This window comes from Corynebacterium sp. Marseille-P8863 (genome assembly GCF_946902955.1).
Classification (GTDB): domain Bacteria; phylum Actinomycetota; class Actinomycetes; order Mycobacteriales; family Mycobacteriaceae; genus Corynebacterium; species Corynebacterium gottingense.
The window spans coordinates 20,673-38,589 of sequence record NZ_CAMPQC010000003.1 but is presented as its reverse complement, the minus strand read 5'-3'; the positions used below and the strand labels follow the sequence as shown (position 1 = coordinate 38,589).

General features: G+C 67.0%; 16 protein-coding genes. 7 read left to right on the top strand and 9 right to left on the bottom strand.

Annotated elements, in window-relative coordinates; all coding sequences use genetic code 11:
* The first annotated feature begins 56 nt into the window (after positions 1 to 56).
* From OVO38_RS02465 to OVO38_RS02445, 5 genes are all read left to right on the top strand, one after another.
* A complete protein-coding gene (locus tag OVO38_RS02465; protein ID WP_239215741.1) occupies positions 57 to 1,271 on the top strand; it encodes an MFS transporter in 1,215 nt (404 codons plus the stop codon).
* Position 1,272: 1 nt separating this feature from the next.
* Positions 1,273 to 2,268: a nucleoside hydrolase gene (locus OVO38_RS02460; RefSeq protein WP_239215743.1), complete on the top strand. Its 996-nt coding sequence runs from the start codon at positions 1,273 to 1,275 to the stop codon at positions 2,266 to 2,268.
* A gap of 170 nt (positions 2,269 to 2,438) precedes the next feature.
* A complete protein-coding gene (locus OVO38_RS02455; protein WP_095537063.1) occupies positions 2,439 to 3,215 on the top strand; it encodes a glycosyl transferase family 9 in 777 nt (258 codons plus the stop codon).
* Positions 3,208 to 3,888 (top strand): energy-coupling factor transporter transmembrane component T, encoded by a 681-nt coding sequence (locus OVO38_RS02450; protein WP_267207688.1) that lies wholly within the window; start codon positions 3,208 to 3,210, stop codon positions 3,886 to 3,888. The genes OVO38_RS02455 and OVO38_RS02450 overlap by 8 nt, the downstream gene beginning before the upstream one ends.
* Entirely contained in the window at positions 3,879 to 5,015 is a 1,137-nt protein-coding gene (locus OVO38_RS02445) for an ATP-binding cassette domain-containing protein (protein WP_267207687.1), read from the top strand. Before OVO38_RS02450 ends, OVO38_RS02445 begins: the two co-directional genes overlap by 10 nt.
* Positions 5,016 to 5,508: 493 nt before the next feature.
* Here OVO38_RS02445 and OVO38_RS02440 read toward each other — a convergent pair whose 3' ends face one another.
* The 5 genes from OVO38_RS02440 to OVO38_RS02420 form a co-directional block, all read right to left on the bottom strand.
* Complete coding sequence (locus OVO38_RS02440) at positions 5,509 to 6,762, bottom strand: ATP-binding protein (protein WP_122086358.1); 1,254 nt, start codon at positions 6,760 to 6,762, stop codon at positions 5,509 to 5,511.
* Between the two features lie 477 nt (positions 6,763 to 7,239).
* Complete coding sequence (locus tag OVO38_RS02435) at positions 7,240 to 8,232, bottom strand: L-lactate dehydrogenase (RefSeq protein WP_240510656.1); 993 nt, start codon at positions 8,230 to 8,232, stop codon at positions 7,240 to 7,242.
* Positions 8,233 to 8,400: 168 nt separating this feature from the next.
* Positions 8,401 to 9,804 (bottom strand): amino acid permease, encoded by a 1,404-nt coding sequence (locus tag OVO38_RS02430; protein ID WP_267207686.1) that lies wholly within the window; start codon positions 9,802 to 9,804, stop codon positions 8,401 to 8,403.
* 91 nt (positions 9,805 to 9,895) lie between these two features.
* Positions 9,896 to 10,795: a trypsin-like serine protease gene (locus OVO38_RS02425; RefSeq protein ID WP_239216847.1), complete on the bottom strand. Its 900-nt coding sequence runs from the start codon at positions 10,793 to 10,795 to the stop codon at positions 9,896 to 9,898.
* A 2-nt stretch (positions 10,796 to 10,797) separates the two neighbouring features.
* Complete coding sequence (locus OVO38_RS02420) at positions 10,798 to 11,742, bottom strand: hypothetical protein (protein WP_239216848.1); 945 nt, start codon at positions 11,740 to 11,742, stop codon at positions 10,798 to 10,800.
* Positions 11,743 to 11,823: 81 nt separating this feature from the next.
* On the opposite strand from OVO38_RS02420, the gene OVO38_RS02415 reads away from it, so the two are divergent.
* Positions 11,824 to 12,492, top strand: a complete 669-nt coding sequence (locus OVO38_RS02415) for a response regulator transcription factor (protein WP_095536984.1) — start codon at positions 11,824 to 11,826, stop codon at positions 12,490 to 12,492.
* Positions 12,489 to 13,559 carry a sensor histidine kinase gene (locus OVO38_RS02410; RefSeq protein WP_095546191.1) on the top strand — a complete coding sequence of 357 codons (1,071 nt, stop codon included), beginning with the start codon at positions 12,489 to 12,491 and terminating at the stop codon, positions 13,557 to 13,559. The genes OVO38_RS02415 and OVO38_RS02410 overlap by 4 nt, the downstream gene beginning before the upstream one ends.
* Here OVO38_RS02410 and OVO38_RS02405 read toward each other — a convergent pair.
* Genes OVO38_RS02405 through OVO38_RS02390 form a run of 4 tightly spaced genes read right to left on the bottom strand, consistent with a single transcriptional unit; the run spans position 13,556 to position 17,785 of the window.
* Positions 13,556 to 14,605, bottom strand: coding sequence for a hypothetical protein (locus OVO38_RS02405; RefSeq protein ID WP_267207685.1), 1,050 nt, complete (start codon positions 14,603 to 14,605; stop codon positions 13,556 to 13,558). The two genes, OVO38_RS02410 and OVO38_RS02405, sit on opposite strands and share 4 nt — an antisense overlap.
* A gap of 57 nt (positions 14,606 to 14,662) precedes the next feature.
* Positions 14,663 to 15,661, bottom strand: a complete 999-nt coding sequence (locus tag OVO38_RS02400; RefSeq protein ID WP_239216851.1) for a hypothetical protein — start codon at positions 15,659 to 15,661, stop codon at positions 14,663 to 14,665.
* A gap of 42 nt (positions 15,662 to 15,703) precedes the next feature.
* Positions 15,704 to 16,375, bottom strand: a complete 672-nt coding sequence (locus OVO38_RS02395) for a hypothetical protein (protein ID WP_133063998.1) — start codon at positions 16,373 to 16,375, stop codon at positions 15,704 to 15,706.
* Between the two features lie 54 nt (positions 16,376 to 16,429).
* Entirely contained in the window at positions 16,430 to 17,785 is a 1,356-nt protein-coding gene (locus tag OVO38_RS02390) for a CitMHS family transporter (RefSeq protein ID WP_095535090.1), read from the bottom strand.
* Positions 17,786 to 17,917 lie beyond the last annotated feature (132 nt).

Here is a 17,917-nt window from a genome sequence, read left to right as displayed (position 1 = left end):
CGTGTGGTTGTTTTTGCAGTTTGCTCGCTTGGCGCGTGGGTTTAGGCTGTTTCCCGATGACCCCTACGCCCGAACCTCAGCAGCAGCCGCACACACCGCCACGGCCGGCCATCCCGCGCACCATCTGGGTGCTCGTGGGGGCGGCCTTTCTCATTGCTCTCGGGTACGGATTTATCGCCCCGATCCTGCCGCAGTTCACCGCGAGCTTCGGCGTGTCCATGGCTGCGGCCGGCGCGGTCGTCTCCGTGTTTGCCGCTGCGAGGCTCATCGGCGCGCCCGGTGCGGGCATGCTCGTGGACAAGCTCGGCTCGCGGCCCGTCTACATCACGGGCGTGAGTGTGGTGGCGGCCGCGACGTTTTTCGTGGCGTTTGCCACCGCTTACTGGCAGATCTTTGTGCTGCGCTTCATCGCGGGGTTCGGCTCAACCATGTTTACGTTGTCGGCGCAGGCGCTCATTGTGCGGGTGACGCACCCCTCGATACGCGGCCGCGCCAACGCGATCTATTCGTCAGCGTTCCTGTTGGGCAACATCATCGGCCCCATCATCGGCGCGGCCCTGTCGTTCCTGGGCTTCCGCATCCCGTTTGCCGTGTACGGGCTGATGGTGGGCGTCGCCGCGCTGTTCGTGTGGGTGGCTACGCACAACCCGCAGGGCCGGGCGCAACTGCCGCCGCCGCTGCCGCCGATGCAGCTGTCCAGCGCGTTGCGTATGCCCACCTACCAGAGCCTGCTGTCCTCGGCATTTGCGCACGGCTGGGTCAACTTTGGAACCCGCGTTTCCATCCTGCCGCTGTTCGCCGCAGCGGTGTTTGCCAACGGTGGGGCGGCCGCAGGGTTTGCGCTCACCGCGTTTGCGTTCGGCACCGCGGTTACGCTGCAGTTCTCCGGCAGGCTCGCGGATAAGCACGGGCGCAAGCCACTTATCGTTGCCGGCTTGATCACTACCGCCGCGTTCACCGGCTCGATGGGGCTGGCCACCAGCGTCGTGCCGCTGCTCGTCCTGTCCGCACTTGCGGGCGTGGGCAGCGGGTTGATCGGCCCGGCGCAGCAGGCGTCGCTCGCGGACATCATTGGGAATCACCGCTCCGGCGGCAAGGTGCTCTCCACGTTCCAGATGGCGCAAGACGCGGGCCAGATTTTCGCGCCGATTGTGGTGGGGCTGCTCGCCCAGGCCTTTGGGTTTGGCGTAGCGTTTGTGGCCTGCGCGGGGATTGCGGTGGCGTCGATAGGCGTCTGGCTCACGCGCGGAACTGAGACGAAGGAGACTTAGGATGAGAGTGCTGCTGGACTGCGACCCCGGCATCGACGACACGTTCGCGCTGACCTACCTCACCGCCGCGCACCACGCCGGCGAGCTGGAGCTGGACTGCGTGACCACGACCGCGGGCAACGTTGAGGCCGAGCAATGCGCGCAGAATGCCGCGTGGGTGCTTGCGCAGTGCAACCTGCCAGCGATCCCCGTGGCCGCAGGCGAGCCGCAGCCACTCGAGCTTGCGCTGACCACCACCCCGGAAACCCACGGCGAGACGGGCTTGGGCTACGCGCACGCGCCCGCGCGCCACGTGGCGACAGATTGGGACATGCTCTGGTGCGACGCCATCGAGCGCGGCACCGAGGACCTCCACCTCATCGTCACCGGCCCCATGACCAACCTCGCCGTGTTTGCGCGCCGCCACCCGCGCCACTTCGCGCAGCTGCGCCACATCACGGTGATGGGCGGGGCCGTGAACTACCCAGGTAACACCACGCCGACCGCCGAGTGGAACTTCTGGGTCGACCCGCACGCCGCGCAGGAGGTCTTCGCTCGCACCCCGGTGCCCATCACGCTGTGCTCGCTGGGCGTGACCGAGCAGATGCTGCTGGACCCGCCGCGCCTCGATCGGCTCGTCGAAGCGCTGGGGGAGACGCCGATCGCGTCCGCGCTGCCGGAGATTACGCGTTTCTACTTCGAGTTCCACGAGGACGTCGGCGAGGGCTACCGCGCCCAGCTCCACGACCTGCTCACCGTGCTCATCGCGCTCGGTCGCGTCGACACTGCCGCCGCCGAGGCCACCATTGACGTCGAAGCCGCAAGCGAGCTCATGCGCGGCACCGTCGCCGCCGACCTGCGCGGCATGTGGGAGCGCGAGCCCAACGCGCGCGTGGTCACCTCGGCGGACATTCCCAGCGCTTGGGCGCTTGTCGACGCCGCGTTCTCCCTCCACGCACGATTCACCGCAGGAGATGAGCAGCTCAAGGCGGGGTATCACCTCAAGGCGGAGGAATAGCTGGTACACTTTCGCCGTCTGCTTCGCCGAGGTGACATAGGCGAAACCCTGTCGACCACAGGACTAGTTTCCCCTTTTCCGCGTATTACCCCTGGAGAACCCCCATGTCGCACGATACCGACGACCGCCTGCCGTTTCCGCCCAAAGGGCCGGTGAAGCCCCCGACCGACATGGCGCTTGGAGACTGGACCCTGCCACAGCGCCTCCTCGTCATCGCCGGCGCCCTGTGCATCGCCGCAACCTGGGCGTATCTTGTGCTGGTCCGTCCGAGCAGCTGGGACAGCGTCGGCGGATCCACCGAAGCGATCATCACCCTGTGCGGCTACGGGCTGGGCACCGTCCTGCTGCTCGCGGCGACGCTGCCCATGCTTCCAGCGCGCACGCTGGGCCTGATCCCGCTGGCCATCCTCATCAACTCCGTCGTGGGGCAGATCGTCGGCTCGATCGGGCTGCCGCTCTACCTGGACACGATCGGCACCGTGCTCGTCGCCGCGCTCGCCGGGCCGATCGCCGGCCTGACCACCGGCGCGCTCAACAACGTCGTCTGGGGGCTGCTCAACCCGGTGGCGCTCCCGTTCGCGGCGGGTTCCGCGCTCGTCGGGTACCTCGCGGGCGTGTTCATCCACCGGTTGCACGCGCTGCACTCGATATTCACGGTGGTTGGCTACGGCATGCTGCTGGGCCTGGTCGGCGGCGCCGTCGCCGCGCCGGTGGCCGCGTTCGTGTTCGGTGGCACCGCGGGCGTAGGCACCGGTGCGCTCGTGTCGCTCTTCCGCGAGATGGGCGGATCGCTCATCGCGTCGGTGACCACGCAGGCGTTCCTCTCGGACCCGCTGGACAAGGTGATCGTCCTCGCGATCGCCTACGTGACGGTGCGGGCGTTGCCGCGGAAGACAGTTCAGGCGTTCGCGCCGCGTCGAAAAGCGCACTCCGCGCAGCGTGATTAATCCTCTCACGGCGCTGGCGGCGGGGGCGTGCGGGTGGATCCTGGTCCTCGGACTGAATTCGCCCGTGGTGTCGCTGGCCATGACGGCTGTCGCGTGCGTGCTCGGGGTGTGGCGCACGCGCAACGCCTCGGTGCCGGCGACGACGGTGGCGCTCGCCGTGCCCGTCGGGCTGTCCATGCTGCTCATCCACGCGCCGTACGGCAGCGAACGCATCGCCCCACTGCTCACTGCGGACGGCCTGGCGGTGGGCGCAGCGCTGGCGGCGCGATTCTGCGCGTTGATGGCGTGCATGCTCGCCGCCGTCGCGTACGTCCGCATCCCCGAGCTGGTCAAGGCGCTGCAGGTGCTGCCCGGCGGAAACAAGCTGGCGTACATCGCGGGCGCGACGCTGCAGCTCGTCCCGCACGGCAGCGCGCAGGTGAAGGTGGTACGCGACGCGCAGGCGCTCAAGCGCGCGCCGGTGTACGCGCGAAACGTGGTGACGCGCCTGATCATGCCGGTGCTCACCGCGCTGCTCAGCCAGGGTGCGAGCCGCGGTGCGGCGTTGGAAACCGCCGGCTATGACTTGCCGGGGAGGCGCACGGTGCTACGGCCGGTGCCAGACTCCGCGGTGCAGAAGGCGCTGCGGATCGTCGCCCCGATCGCGTGCGTGGTGGTGGTCGTATGGATCTGACGCTGCTGCAGCGCGCGCTGAGCACGCACGACCGCGTGCAGGTTGTCGGCGCGTCCGGCTCCGGGATGTCGCAGCTGGCAAACCAGCTGCACGAGGAGTGGCCGAACGTCGGTGTCGTGGGCCAGGACGCTGCGGCGCACGTGACGTACCTGCGCGAGACGGTGATCGAGGAGGTGGCGATCGGCCTGGAGCAGCGCGGCGTCGAGCGTACGGAGATGCAGGCGCGCTGCGAGCGCATTCTTGCGCGCACGGGACTTGCGCATTTGGCGGAGCGCCACCCGGCGACGTTGTCTGGTGGCGAGACTCGCCGCCTCGCCATCGCGTGCGTCGCGGTGCTTGAGCCGGAGCTGCTCGTGCTCGATTGCCCGTTTGCGGGCCTTGATGTGGAATCTGCGCGCTTGATTGAGCAGCTCGTCGCTACCTCCCGCGCGCTGGTGCTTGGCTATCAACCACGCGAGATTGGTGGCGCGCAGCTCGGCATTGTCGACGCCACGCTTACCCCCAGCCCCCGCCTTACCCTCGTGTCGCTTCCTGATCCCGTCGAGCCGCAGCCCGACCGAATCGAGCTTGGCGCCGTGACCGCGGGCCGCCAGGCACCGCAGCGCAAGTGGTGGCATTTTCGGGAAAAGCGCGGCGAGCACTTCGAGGTGGGCCCGGTCGAGCTCGCGCCACGCCGCGGTGGGGTGGTGTGGCTGCGCGGCCACAATGGGTCGGGCAAGACGACGTTGTTGCGCGCGCTTGCCGGCCTTGACGGAAATCCTCCCCAGCCGGTCGGCGTCTCGCTTGCGCTGCAGCGCGTGGCTGAGCAGGTCGTGGAGACCACGCTCGCGGAGTTCGCCGGCGGCGACGATGCAACGCACCCGCTTGACCTTCCGCAGGCGCAGCTACGGGTCGCCCAATTGCGCCAGGTCTTCGCCCAGGGCCGGGAGCTCGTGCTTATCGACGAACCCGATACCTCACTCGACGCCACCGGCCGCACCCAGGCGCACCACGTCATCGCGGACGGCCTGCGCGCAGGCCAAGCGGTGATCCTCACCTGCCACGACGAGAGCTTTGTCGACGAGGTCGCAGCCTACGCGGAGGTGGAACCGGTCGTGCTCAAGGCACAAGGGCATAAGTCTTATTAGACGTGTGTTTTGGATGCGCTTTTTGGGTTGACCGCTGCGGTTTCGAGTTCGTTCTCGCAGCAGCAGGACCCGAGCGTGTTCAGTTGCCGGCGACCGAGCCGAGCACTCCGCGCGTGGGGGTGACTCATCATGGGATGGGTATGCCACCGTGCGGTTGCCTGGGCCGGCTGCGGATGTGCAGGCGTATTTGATGCGGCGAAAAATGATGTGGTTGGATGACACGGTGATAAGTGCCTGAAGGCGCAGTACCTGGTGTGGGGGCTCTGCGCGGCCTGGGCTTTTGAAAAACCCGCTCGCCCGGCGCCTTCGCTCATCATTTCGAGGATTATTACAATCCGCGTACTACAGTTTGAAACTTCGGGGTCCGCGCCGCTGGTTTAGGCGCTCAGCAGGGCGATGGATGCGTTCCTGGTGTTGCGTAATCCTGCAGTGCACGGAGTTTATACATGCTTTTGCAATTCCGGGAGAGTGGTTTGACTCGTTTCTGTGACCGCTAAGCGGTGAGGGTGCCCAAAGGAATCACGTGTACTCCGCTAGGAAGCGTGTATGCATACTCCGTAGCGGTGATAATGGCTAAGTATGCAGGCGACCCGACCCTGTTGGTGTCGACACGTTCGTCACGGAGTTTGATGAGGTTTGCTTCGGCTTGTGGGATCTGCGACGCCCCGAGTTTGACTTCGCAGGCACCCCATTTTCCGTCCTCGGGGTATTCGATGATGGCGTCAACTTCAAGGCCCGTGTTGTCGCGGTAGTGGTAGACGTGACCGTGCTGGAGGGCGGATGCAGCACGCAGGTCTCGGATGACCATGGACTCGAAGATCTGGCCGAAAAACTCTGGGTCCTTCGCGAGACGGTCAACGCCGATACCTAAGGCGGCGCAGGCCAGGCTGGGGTCAGCGAGGTGGAGCTTCGGTGAGGTGCGCAGCCGTGATTTGGATCGGAGCGCGACGCTCCAAGGCTGCAATTCGTCGAGGATGAATATTCGGGTAAGTGCCTGGAGGTAAGTGGAGACCGTTTTCGGATCGACTGTTGTGGCATCGGAAGACACGTCTGCAGCGAGTGTTTTCAACGTTGCTTCGCCAGAAATGTTCCGAGCGATGGATTCCAAGGTCCGACGAATGTTTAGCTGGTTGTGACGTGTGCCAACGCTTTCTGGTACTTCCACGTCGAAGACATTGTCCAGGTACGAGCGATTAAACATGACCGCCTGCTGGGTGTTGGTGCCGAGTAGGCCTGGCCATCCGCCACGTACGGCTTGTTCGGCCATGCCCTTATAGGTGAGCTTGGAAACTCCGCTCACACCAACGCCCGGTTGTAGCTCTGCGAGGCTTACCTGGTTTGTCGACGCCCCACTCTCCGCGAGCGACATTGGACGCATCCTCAATCTTGCAAAGCGTCCCGCACCTGAGTGACGCGTGGTGTCATCGGCTGGTGCCGCTGATCCTGAAAGGATGAACTCCCCGCGTCCTTGGCGATCGTCAATCTCATGGCGGATCGTGTTCCATATGGAAGGTGCGAGTTGCCACTCATCAATGAGGCGAGGCGTTGGGCCGTTGAGTAAAATTGCGGGGTTCAATTCGGCGAGCGTGATCAGCTCGGGGGATCGGTCGAGGCGTACAGAACTTGCAGCCTTTTGGAGGGCAGTAGAGGTTTTCCCGCAAGCGCGTGGCCCTTCAAGGAGGACACCTCCCATGAGCTGGAGGGAGTCCTCCAAAACCTGATCTGCAAAGCGGGAAAAGTACTGCACACCAGCATTGTACCCAATTATGCAACGATTTTATACCCGCTTTTGCAACAGTTTTATACCCGATCCTGCAACGATTTTATACCCGCTTTTGCAATTTGTGGATGATGGGAGGCTTCGCTCCTCTGCTACGTGTTACATGAATATGCGGGCTGTGGACGGACGGTCGTATTGGGGTGCGTGTAGGGTACGAAGCCTACGAGCGTTCACCCAGTGCTTAGTGCATACCGAGTAATCGGGTTCGGGGTGGACGCAGCCTGTCGCGCGGTGCGATGCGCATCATATGATCGAGCATCGCCATGGTGGGGAGACTGTGCCGCATAATCTTGGGTGGTCGTGTCAGTATCACAATTCGCAGGCTGCGCGTGGGACTCGTGGGCATACCGAGCGTCGGCACGGGGGGGGGGTGTATGTCTCCCCGCATGGGAAAGGCACCGCAGAACTGCGGTGCCTTTTTACGAGTCGAGCGTGAGCGCTGGCTTAGACCAGGCCAGCGTCCTCCATGACCTTGCGCAGGGTGGTTGCGGAGTGGTCGAACTTCTCCTTCTCCTCATCGTTGAGGCGGAGTTCGACGGCCTCGCGCACACCGTTGCGGTTCACCACGGCCGGGGTGCCGATGTAGATGTCGTTGTGGCCGTACTGGCCGTCCAGCTTGGCCGAGATCGGCAGGACGACGTCCTCGTTGGCGAAGATGGCGCGGGTGATGCGGGCGAGGCAGCTGCCGATGCCAAAGTCGGTCGAGCCCTTTGCCTGGATGATGTGGTACGCGGCGTCGCGAGTTGCTACGAACATCTCGTCGACCTCCTTGTACACGTCCGGGTTGCTCTCGGCTTCCTCGGCGAGGCGGTTGCGCAGCGCGATACCTGCGATGGAGCCGGTGGAGATGACCGGGAGCTCGGTGTCGCCGTGCTCGCCGATGATGTAGGAGTGCACCGACGATGCAGACACGTTGTACTTCTGGGACAGGTTGTAGCGCCAGCGGGCGGTGTCCAGGACGGTGCCGGAGCCGAGCACCTGGGAGGCGGGCAGGCCGGTCTGCTTCTGGGTGGCGTAGGTCAGAATGTCGACCGGGTTGGTGGCGACCAGGTAGATGCCGTTGAAGCCGTTTGCCATGACCTCCTTGTTAATGGACTCGAAGATCTTCACGTTGCGGCCCACCAGGTCCAGGCGGGTTTCGCCTTCGCGCTGAGCGACGCCCGCGCAGTTGACCACCAGTGCCGCGTCGCGGCAGTCCTCGTAGGTGCCGAAGGTGACCTTGGTGTTGTGGCCGGAGTAGGGGACAGCGTGGTTCAGGTCCTCGACCTCGCCGCGAGTCTTTTCCTCAGCGAGGTCGATGATGGCGAGCTGGTCACACAGGCCCTGGTTGATCAGGGCGTAGGCGTAGGCGACACCAACGGCGCCGGCGCCGATGAGCACGACCTTGTTGCCGGGGGTGATGTTGTTCTTCGGGGTGGACGGGTTCGTGATGCTCACTGTGGTTCTCCTCTTTCCGATACCGTGACCGGTAGACGTTGTTTCCGGCATCCATCATTGCACAACGTTGGGGCCGGTGCCGCGGAGCCGGTCAGAAAACAACGGAATTTCCCGTAAAGTCGGACGTATTCGGGCGAAAGCGGGCACGGTGGCGTCGATAAGCCAGCCCTACTTGAAGTCCTCCTCCGTGTGCGCCGCGGCGATCGCCTTCGGTCGGCCGGTGACAAAGTACATGCCCGTCATGACGACGAGGAAGACGACGCCGGCGCCGAGGGCGACGTGGTACTGCGGCAGCCACACCATGATGCCGAACGTGAACAGGATGAACGCCACGGCGAACCACTGGCCGTAGGGCCAGAACGGGACCGGGAAGTGCAGCGCGCGCTGTTCGGCGGCCGTCATGCGGCGGCGCGAGGCGAGGTGGGCGATGAGGATCATCAGCCAGACGAAGACGGTGGCGAAGGTGGCGAGCGCGGCGATCGTCTCGAAGACGTCGGGGAACTGCGCGTTGAGGACAACGCCCACGACCAGGACGATGAGCAGGGTCACGGTGGTCATGACGGGGATGTCGCGAACCGTGCGCGCCATCACGCGGGGCGCGAGTCCCTCGCGAGCCAGGCCCGTGAGCACGCGGCCGGTGCCGAACAGGTCCGCGTTGATGGCGGAAAGCGCCGCGGTGATGACCACCAGGTTGAGCAGGCCCGCCGCCCAGTTCACACCGAGGGTGGAGAAGATCTGCACGAACGGGGACTCGTCGCCGGTAATGCTGCGCCACGGGTTGAGCATGAGGATGATGAGGATGGCCAGCACGTAGAACAGGAGGATGCGCACCGGCACCGTGTTCACGGCCTTGGGGATGGAGCGGTCCGGGTCGTCGGCCTCGGTGCCGGCCACGCCGATGATCTCAGTGCCGCCGAACGCGAAGAGGACGAGGATGAACGCGGCAATCATGCCCTCGGGGCCGTTGGGGAAGAAGCCGCCGTCGTTCCACAGGTTGGCAAGCCCGGTGGTTTCGGGGTGCGTGCCCAGCCCGAAGGCGAGGACGGCCGCGCCGCCAACGATCATGGCCACCACGGCGACCACCTTGATCAGCGTGAACGCGAACTCCAGCTCGCCGAACCACCGCACGCTGGCCAGGTTGGCGGCGCCGATGACCAACAGGGTCGCGGTGATCCACACCCAGGCGGGCGTGCCGGGGAACCAGAACTTCATGTAGATGCCGATGGCGGTGAGGTCCGCCAGGCACACGATGATCATCTCGAAGGCGAACATCCAGCCGGTGATGTAGCCGCCCAGCCCGCCGAGGTGCTCTCGCGCGTACACGGCGAAGGAACCGCGGACGGGGTGGCGCACGCTCATCTCGCCGAGCGCGCGGAGCATGAAGTACACCACCGCGCCGCCGAGGAGGTACACCAGCAGGACGGACGGCCCAGCGGCCTGGATCGCGCCGGCCGAGCCGTAGAACAAGCCGGTGCCGATGGCGGAGCCGAGCGCGATGAAGTGGATGTGTCGGTGGCTGAGGCCTCGAGCTTTGCGTGCGGGCTTCGCAGGTGTTGGGGAGCTCGTGGACATCGGCGCTGAGCCACCTTCCATAAAATTGTCCGAAACAATGGGCTTTTACAGCATATTGCCACATTGAGCCTCGCCAAATGTGGGGTTCGGCCTATTGCTTATCGACGCCTCCGTGCCCCCTCCGCCGCGCAACCACCGCCGCACCGGCCGCCACGGCGAGCAGCACCGCGATGGCGATGAGGTACGGCGCCGCAGACGCCCCGCCGGCGCCGGGGTCTGCCGCGGCATCAGCGTCGCTCAGGTCGTCGGCGATTGTGTCGTTGATCCACTCGGCGGCGTCGCCGAGCGGGGCGGCGGAGGCGGCCGCGTTGGTGTCCATGGCGACTTCCTCCGGGTCGTCCGGGTTCACAAACAGCCCGGCGCTGAGCACGCCGGTGAGCTTGCCGTCGCGGAAGACGGGGCCGCCGGAGTCGCCACCCTGGATGCCGGCTCCCTGGGCGAGCGCGATGGTGAGGGCTTGGTGGGCGTCGAAAAGCGCCATGGGGCTTGCGCCCTCGACGGTCGCGTCGGTGACGGGCAGGCGGGTCGTGGCGCCCGAGCCGTCGGAGGACCAGCCGTAGACGCGGGCGGCGGTGTCGGGGCCGGGGACCTCGGTGTCCACGGTGGCGTAGCGGTCCAGGCCGAGGTCATCGGCGGTGTGCAGCAGCGCGATGTCGCCCTGGGGCGCGGTGAGCCACCGATCCACGGCCACCGTCCGCTGCGCGTTACCCTCGCCGGTCCGCACCGACCCGCCGGCGGTGGGCAGGTGGTCCATGCAGTGGCGCGCCGTGACCACCCAGTGCGGCGCGACTGCGGTGCCAGTGCACACGCCGTCGGCAGGGTCGTCGTTGGCGGTGCGCACGGAAACGACGCTCGCGCCCTCGGACGCGGTGTCGGGGGAATCGGCGGCGAACGTGTCGGATTCGAGCGCCCCGGCGGGCGTGGCGGCCAGCGCCGTGAGCGCTGCGACGAGCGCAGCGGCGGCGGGGATCGTGGAGGTGGAGATTCGCATGGTTATGCTCCTTTGGTAAGTGTGGTGGGAAGTGGTCGCTGGGGGAGGTCCTGGCGCGAGAGCGACCGGGTGAACGCGCGCAGGGCTTCTTCGAGCGGGCCGCGCGGGAAGCGCAGCTGCCACACCGACGCCAGCGCGCACGCGGCGGCGATGCTCACGGCCGCGGATGCCGCGCCGGACGGCACAAGGTCCGCAGTGGTCACGTGCAGGCAGTACACCGTCAGCGGCATCCGGCCCAGGGCCTGCAGCGGGTACGGGCAGAAGCGCCGGAACACGATGAGGCAGACGGTGAGGACGCCCAGGGAGCAGCCGACCTCGCTGAGGATGGCGATGAGGCCGCCGGTGTGGCCATTGGGGTTGAGGAAGGGGTGGAGGTGGGCGTCGATAAGCGAGCGGGCCCATACGCCGCCGACGGCGAGCGCGAAGCCGAGCGCTGCGAGCCACACGCGCGGGCGCAGGCGCGCGGCGATGAGGCCGGCGACCATGAGCGCGGCCCACTCGAACAGTGGGTACGGTGGGGCGGTGACCGCGAGTGGGAGGCGCAGCGCCGAGGCGAGTGTGAGGGCTGCGAACAGGGCCGCGAGCGTGCGCGTGCGCCAGCGCGGCGCCGGGGCGAGTGCGAGGTAGCAGGCGCCGAACGCGCCGAGGACCACCGTGATCGAGCCCGAGAGCGGGGTGAGCACAACGTGCAGGGTGAGCAGGGCCGCGCCACGCAGCATCGCCTGGTGGCGCTGACGCGCCAGCGCCACACCGCCCGTGGCGCGGGACGAGACCTGCATCGACACGCCCGCGAGCACCGCGAACAGCGCGGACGGGAAGCCGTAGAGCCACGGCGAGGTCGAGTCGGTCAGGTGCGCGCACATCATCGCGGCGAGTGCGACGGCGCGGGCGGCGTCGAGGCCAGCGATGCGCGTCGCTGGTGGGGGAAGTCTGGAAGCAATCGTCATGGTGCACACGCTAAAAACTGCCGTGTTGCGAGAGCGTTAACGCGCGCTCCACCCGCGCTCACCAGCGCTAGACTGACCCGCATGTCCAACGTGTTAGTTGTGGAAGACGAGGCCTACCTCGCCGACGCCATCGCCGCCGCCTGCGCCGCGCACGGCCTGCAGACCCAGGTTGCTTACGACGGCGCGCAGGCGCTCGAGATGCTCGAATCCGCCGACGTGGTGGTCCTCGACCGGGACCTCCCGCGCGTCCATGGTGACGAGGTCTGCGCCCGCATCCGCGCCGACTACCCGCACATCCGCGTGCTCATGCTCACCGCGGCCAGCGCGCTGGACGAGCGGCTTGGCGGCTTCGCGCTTGGCGCCGACGACTACCTCACCAAACCCTTCGAGGTGCCCGAGCTGCTCGCGCGCGTGGACGCGCTCATGCGCCGCCACACCCCGCCGCAGGCCGACGTGCTGCGCTGCGCGGACGTGCGCATGGACACCGCGCGCCGCACCGTGACCCGCGCGGGCGCGCCGATCGCGCTGAGTCCGAAGGAATTCGCGGTGCTGGAGACGCTGCTCGCCGCCGACGGCGCGGTCCTGTCCGCCGAGGCGCTGCTCGAGGAGGCGTGGGACGCGTTCGCCGACCCATTTACCAACTCGCCGCGCGTGACCATCTCGCACCTGCGCCGCAAGCTAGGCCAGCCCTGGATCATCCACACCCAGCCCGGCGCGGGATACTACGCCGCGGAGGAGGCGCGCCCGTGACGCTGCGCCTGCGCCTGACCCTTGTGTTCGTCGCCACCGTCTTTTCCGCCGGCGCGGCGCTCACCGCCCTCGTGTGCGCATACCTCGCGCTCACACCGGTGCCGCTGCACGTCTCTCTGCCAGGGCCGGAGGGAGTGCTTATCGACGCCGCCATGCCCATCCCCGCCGACATCATCACCGTCGTGCTCGTCACCATGCTGATCGCGCTCGCCCTGCTCACCGCGCTTGCGGGGGCGGTGGGCTGGTTTGTCGCCGGGTACGTGCTCACGCCCGTGCGCCGGCTCGCCACGGTGGCGCGCCAGGTCTCAAACGGCGAGGTCAGCCAGCGCATGCACTACGAAGGGCCTGCCGATGACGTCGGCGACCTGGCCCGCGCCTTCGACCAGATGCTGGACTCGCTGGAAGCCTCGCTCGACGCGCAGCGCCGCTTCGCCGCCAACGCTTCGCACGAGCTAAAAACCCCGATCGCTACGATCCAGACGGTCGCGGACGTCGCGCTCATGCAAGGGGAGCAGAGCGCCACCGCGCTGCGCCGGATTCGCGAGGTCAACGCGCGCGCCGGGGAAACGGTCGAGCGGTTGCTTGCGTTCGCGCGCGCCGAGGCGGCGCAGCCCGGCAGCGTGCGCGGCGAGCAGGTGGACGTGGCCGCGCTGTGCGAGGAGGTGTGCGCGCAGTACGGCGTCGCGCTGCGCGTCGATCCCGCCGCGGCGACGGTTGCCGGCGACGCGGTGCTGCTGCGCCAGGCCCTGGGTAACCTCGTCGCCAACGCGGTCGAGCACGGTGCGCCGGGCACCGCCGCGGTGGTGGTGAGGGTTACGGATGGGGCCGTTGAGGTGGGCGTCGATAATGGTGGCCCCGAGCTGGGCGAACGCGAGGTTGAGCGGCTCAAAGAGCCGTTCGTGAGGGGAGCCGGGCGCGTCGCGGGTTCGCACGGGTTGGGGCTTTCGCTTGCCGACGCCATCGCGCGCGCCCACGGCGGACACCTCGACCTCAAGCCGCGTTCCGGCGGTGGGCTGGCCGCGCGGCTGAAGCTTGAGCGGTGGCGTCGAGAAGCGACACAGCGCTAGAGCATCTCGGTACCGGCGATGACGAAGGCGCCGCCGCCTTCGTTCCGGCACAGCGGGGCCGCGTTGAGCACGTCGGTGTGCGTGCCCGGCAGCATATAGTCCATGCTGCACGACCAGCCGTCGGGCGAGGACCACTCCAACGTCGGCGGCTGCACCTCGCCGGCCTGCAAGGCAGTGATGAAACGCTGGGCCACATCAAACGTGGTGGTGCAGTCCGTGTTGTCGGCGTGCGCGATGAGGGAGAAGTGGTGGGTCTCGCCGGTTTCGGTGTCCGAGGCGCTGACCACGTTGCATGGCGTGCCCTCGGGCGCGGCGGTGTTGGAAAGGTCGAACAAGTCCGGGTTCGGCTCGCCCTGCTGCACGCTTTCCACCGGCGGGCTGTGCACCGCGGTGTTGCCGTTGGAAATGGTGAGGCTGTGCACGCCACGCTGGATAACGACGGTGTCTTCTGCCGGGCGGGCGAGCGTAAACCCGCTCAGCGCAACCTTCTGCCCGACCTGCAGCTCCGGGTAATCCTTCGTGTACTCGTCCTTGTGGATCGGCTCCTGGCTGCTGAAGGTGTAAAAGCCGACCGTCGGCTCGTACTGCATGGACAGTGCCCGATTGCTGGATCCAGGCGGGGTGTCGTATTCGCGCGCCGGGTTCGCGGGGTCTTCGACGCCGATGTCGCAGTTGAATTGGAACATCTCGTCCTTGCCCTGCGCGTAGCTGGGCGCCATGCGCTCGGTGGGGACCATGCAGCCCTTGGTTCCCACCCCGGGGAAGCCGACGGCGAAGGTCACCGGCGTGGCCTTGAACGTGTCCGCGGGGACCTCAGTGAGGCCGGCGAGCTCCTCGGGCGAGACCTCGCGGACCTCCGTCGTGGTGGGTTTGGTGCTGGTCGTGGATTCGGGTGGACGTGAGTCGGTGGTCTCGCTGGACGCGGTGGTTTCTGTGGTGGTGGTTTCGGTCTCGGGAGCGTCGTCTGGCGCAGCGCTACACGACGCCAACGTCAACGCCGCCGCGGCACCGAGGGGAAGGACCTTGCATGTCGGTGAGTGTGTCACGGCTCTCAGTGTAACTGTGGCCTGGGTAACACGCACGAGATTTCTGGGGCGGGCCGGCTAGAAGCGGGCGACGTCGTCAGGCCGCAGCGCGACCACCGCGCCGGATCCCTCCTGGGCGGGGTTGCCGGCGCGGTCCGACGCGCTGCACGTGTTCTTGGCATTGGCGCGGATCTGCTCGTCGCCGGGGAGGAACCACCCGTTCGCGCAGCCCCAGCCGTTCGGCGCGGTCCAGAACCCGGCTTGGCCCTCGACCGCGCCGTTTCTGTACGCGTCGACGTAGCCGCGCATCGCCGCAAGGGCGCTCTCACAGGTCGTGCCGTCCTCCAAGGCGATGATTTGGTACGAGCCACCCATCGAACTCTCGACGGTGCCGCAGACATTGCCGGCAGCGCCGCCGGCCGCCTCCGCCTCGGCGGGCGAGCCGGGATCGGTGGTGGTGTAGACGCCGTCGTGCATTTCAAACGTGGCGTCGCCTTTGGTCACCCGGTAGCCGCCGCCGTGGAGGTGGGTGACGGTGAGGCCGTCGACCGTCACCTGCTCGCCCTGCCTGAGGCGCTGGGTGCCGGGGTGGAGCTCGGCGCCGGGGGAATACGCCGTGCTGAAACGCCCGCCGTCCTCGTCCCAGTTGATCACGTTCGGAGCCGGCGGATTGGGAACGCCGTAGTCCTCCTCGGTCGGGGGCACGGGGTCGGCGAAGTCCGCGTGGCAATAGGTCCCCGAATCAGATTCGGAGTTGAGCTCCGCTGTCTTGATGAAGCAGTCGTGGAACCAGCGGTCGCCGTCGCCGCCGATGACGTATGCGGTACCGAGCAGGAACCGCTCCGGGTCGACGACGGTGTAGAGGTCGGCCTGCTCCGCCTCCGCGGCATTCGTGTCTGGTGCCTCGGACTCCGCGCTGGGTGCATCGCTGGTCACGGCTTCCGTGCTCGCCGCGGTCGCAGAGGTCGCAGAGGTCGTGCCGTCGGCGCCAGGTTCCCCGCCGCCCCCTCCGCAGGCGGCGAGTGCGAGGGAAGCGGACACCAGGAGAACGGACGTGGCCCAACGACGTGCGTGCATACGAAAAACTATAAAGCGGGCTGTGTGTTCCCGCGGCGTTTTTTAGCGCGGAATCTCGTCGACGGCCTCGGTGGCCTCCTGCGGGTACATGGCCACGACCTGGTGGCGCGGCTCGCCGAAGCGCGCCGCGTTGCCGCGCGTCGAGGTCTCGTCGGTGTTGTCTGGGTCGTCGGACGGGTCGAGCAGGTCGGCGTCCTGGCAGGTCATGCGGCCCTGCGAGTGCGTGTCCAGCTCGCGGGGGAGCAGCCAGTCCATGGAGCAGTGCCAGCCCTCTTCGGAGGTCCAGTTGTGGAAGCGGTCCGCGTCCGCGCCGTAATCGTCGGCCTTGTATTCCTCCATGACGTGCTGGCCAGCGCTACAGGACGTCCCGTCCTTCACCACGATCACCTCGAGGCGCTCGCCGTACGCGTTGACAATCTCGCCGCACTTGGTGCCGATCGGCTGGGGGTCGTCGGTGGCAATCGCCTTGTAGGTCGTCGGCTCGGTCTTGGCAGCGGCAGAGGAGGAGGCGGCCGCGGCAGAGGACGCGGACTTCGCAGCGCTTGACGACGATCGCGCCGCCTGCGACGCGGCGATCACCTCTTCATCGGACCGGGAACTCGTGGTGCTCGACGCATCCTGGGATGCGTTGCTGTCGCTGTCGCCGCTGCCGCAGGCGGACAGCGGGAGGGCGAGCAGAAGGACTGAAGCTAGCAGGGAAGAAGTTTTACGCATGCGCACATAGTACGGCAATGTTCCTGTTTTGCGGCGGGTGATCGGAAGGGCCTATTACGCCATCATCCCGGTCGCAAACGCGCCGAGCACGAGGACGACCGAGAAGCCCCAGCACAGCGGGAACGCGACGCGGATGTACTTGCCCATGTTGGCACCGGCCAGCCCGAGGCCCAGCCACAGGGCGGGGGAGAACGGGCTGACAAACGTGCCGATGACGTTGCCGACGATCATGGCGGTAGCCGCGCCCATGCCGGAAACGCCGAACGCCGCGGAGGTTTCCTGCACGATGGGCAGGACCGAGAAGTAGTAGGCGTCCGTGGAGGTGGCCAGGTCGAGGGGCACGCCCAGCAGGCCGACGATGACGTGGATGTAAGCGCCGACGGACGCGGGCAGGACCGAGATGAGCGAGAGCGCGATCTGCTCGAGCATCCCGGTGCCGTCGAGCACACCGAGGAACATCGCGGCGGCGAGGATCACGCCGGCCATGGATAGTGCGGTCGGGGCGTGGCGGCGCAGCACGTCGTTCTGGTCGTCCAGGGTGGCGAAGTTGACGATGAGCAGCAGCGCCGTGCCCACCAAAAACGCCGGCCCGGGCGAGGTGATGCCGGAGACGAGGACGCCGATCAGCGCGAGGGTCACGATGACGTTGACCGCGGTGACCCAGGTGCCGGTACGCGGGGTGAGGTTGAATTTGGCGCGCTCCTCCGCCTGGGAGCGGCGGAACTCTTCGGCGATGGCGTTGACGTCGACGGTGGCGGTGGCGTCGTGAAGCGATCGCTTCGAGATACGGCGCTTCTCGGATAGGCCGAAGCCTGCGGCGACAAGAAAGACGAGGACGATGGCGATGCCCTGGGCGGGGAGGAGGTGGGCCCAGATCTCGTTGGGGGTGGCCTCGATGACGCTGGCGGCGCGGCCGACGGGGCCGCCCCACGGGATCATGTTCATCACGGACGCGGACAGCGCGACGAGGGTGAGCAGCACGTATCTGGACATCCGCATCGCCTTGTACAGGGGGAGGAGCGCCGGGATGGTGAGCAGGAAGGTGGTCGAGCCGGAGCCGTCGAGGTGCGCGACGATCGCGATCGCGGCGGTGCCGAGGGTGACCAGCATGACCTGGCCGCGGGTGGCGCGGATGAGCGCGGTGATGACGGGGTCAAAGAGGCCGACATCGGAAAGGATGCCGAAGAAGATGATCGCGAAGATAAACATCACGACCACCCCCATGACCCGCTCGAGGCCTTCGCCGTAGAAGTCGGTGATGTCACCGATGCCGAAGCCGGTGATGAGCGCGCCGATGATCGGGATGAGGGTCATGGCGATAATCGGGTGCATTTTGCCTTTGAGGAGCACGCCGACGGTGACGAGGATGATGGCCAACCCGACCAGGGTCAGCGCGAGCGGTGAAGTCATGCGGGAAACACTACTGCGCTATTGTGGGACATGTCACATTGGGTGGGTGTAGTGAGTTGCAGCCAAACGGGGGTGGAAACGCCAGCGCGGGGTGCGGATGGCCAACTTGCGGAATAGTCCTGGGGCTCCATG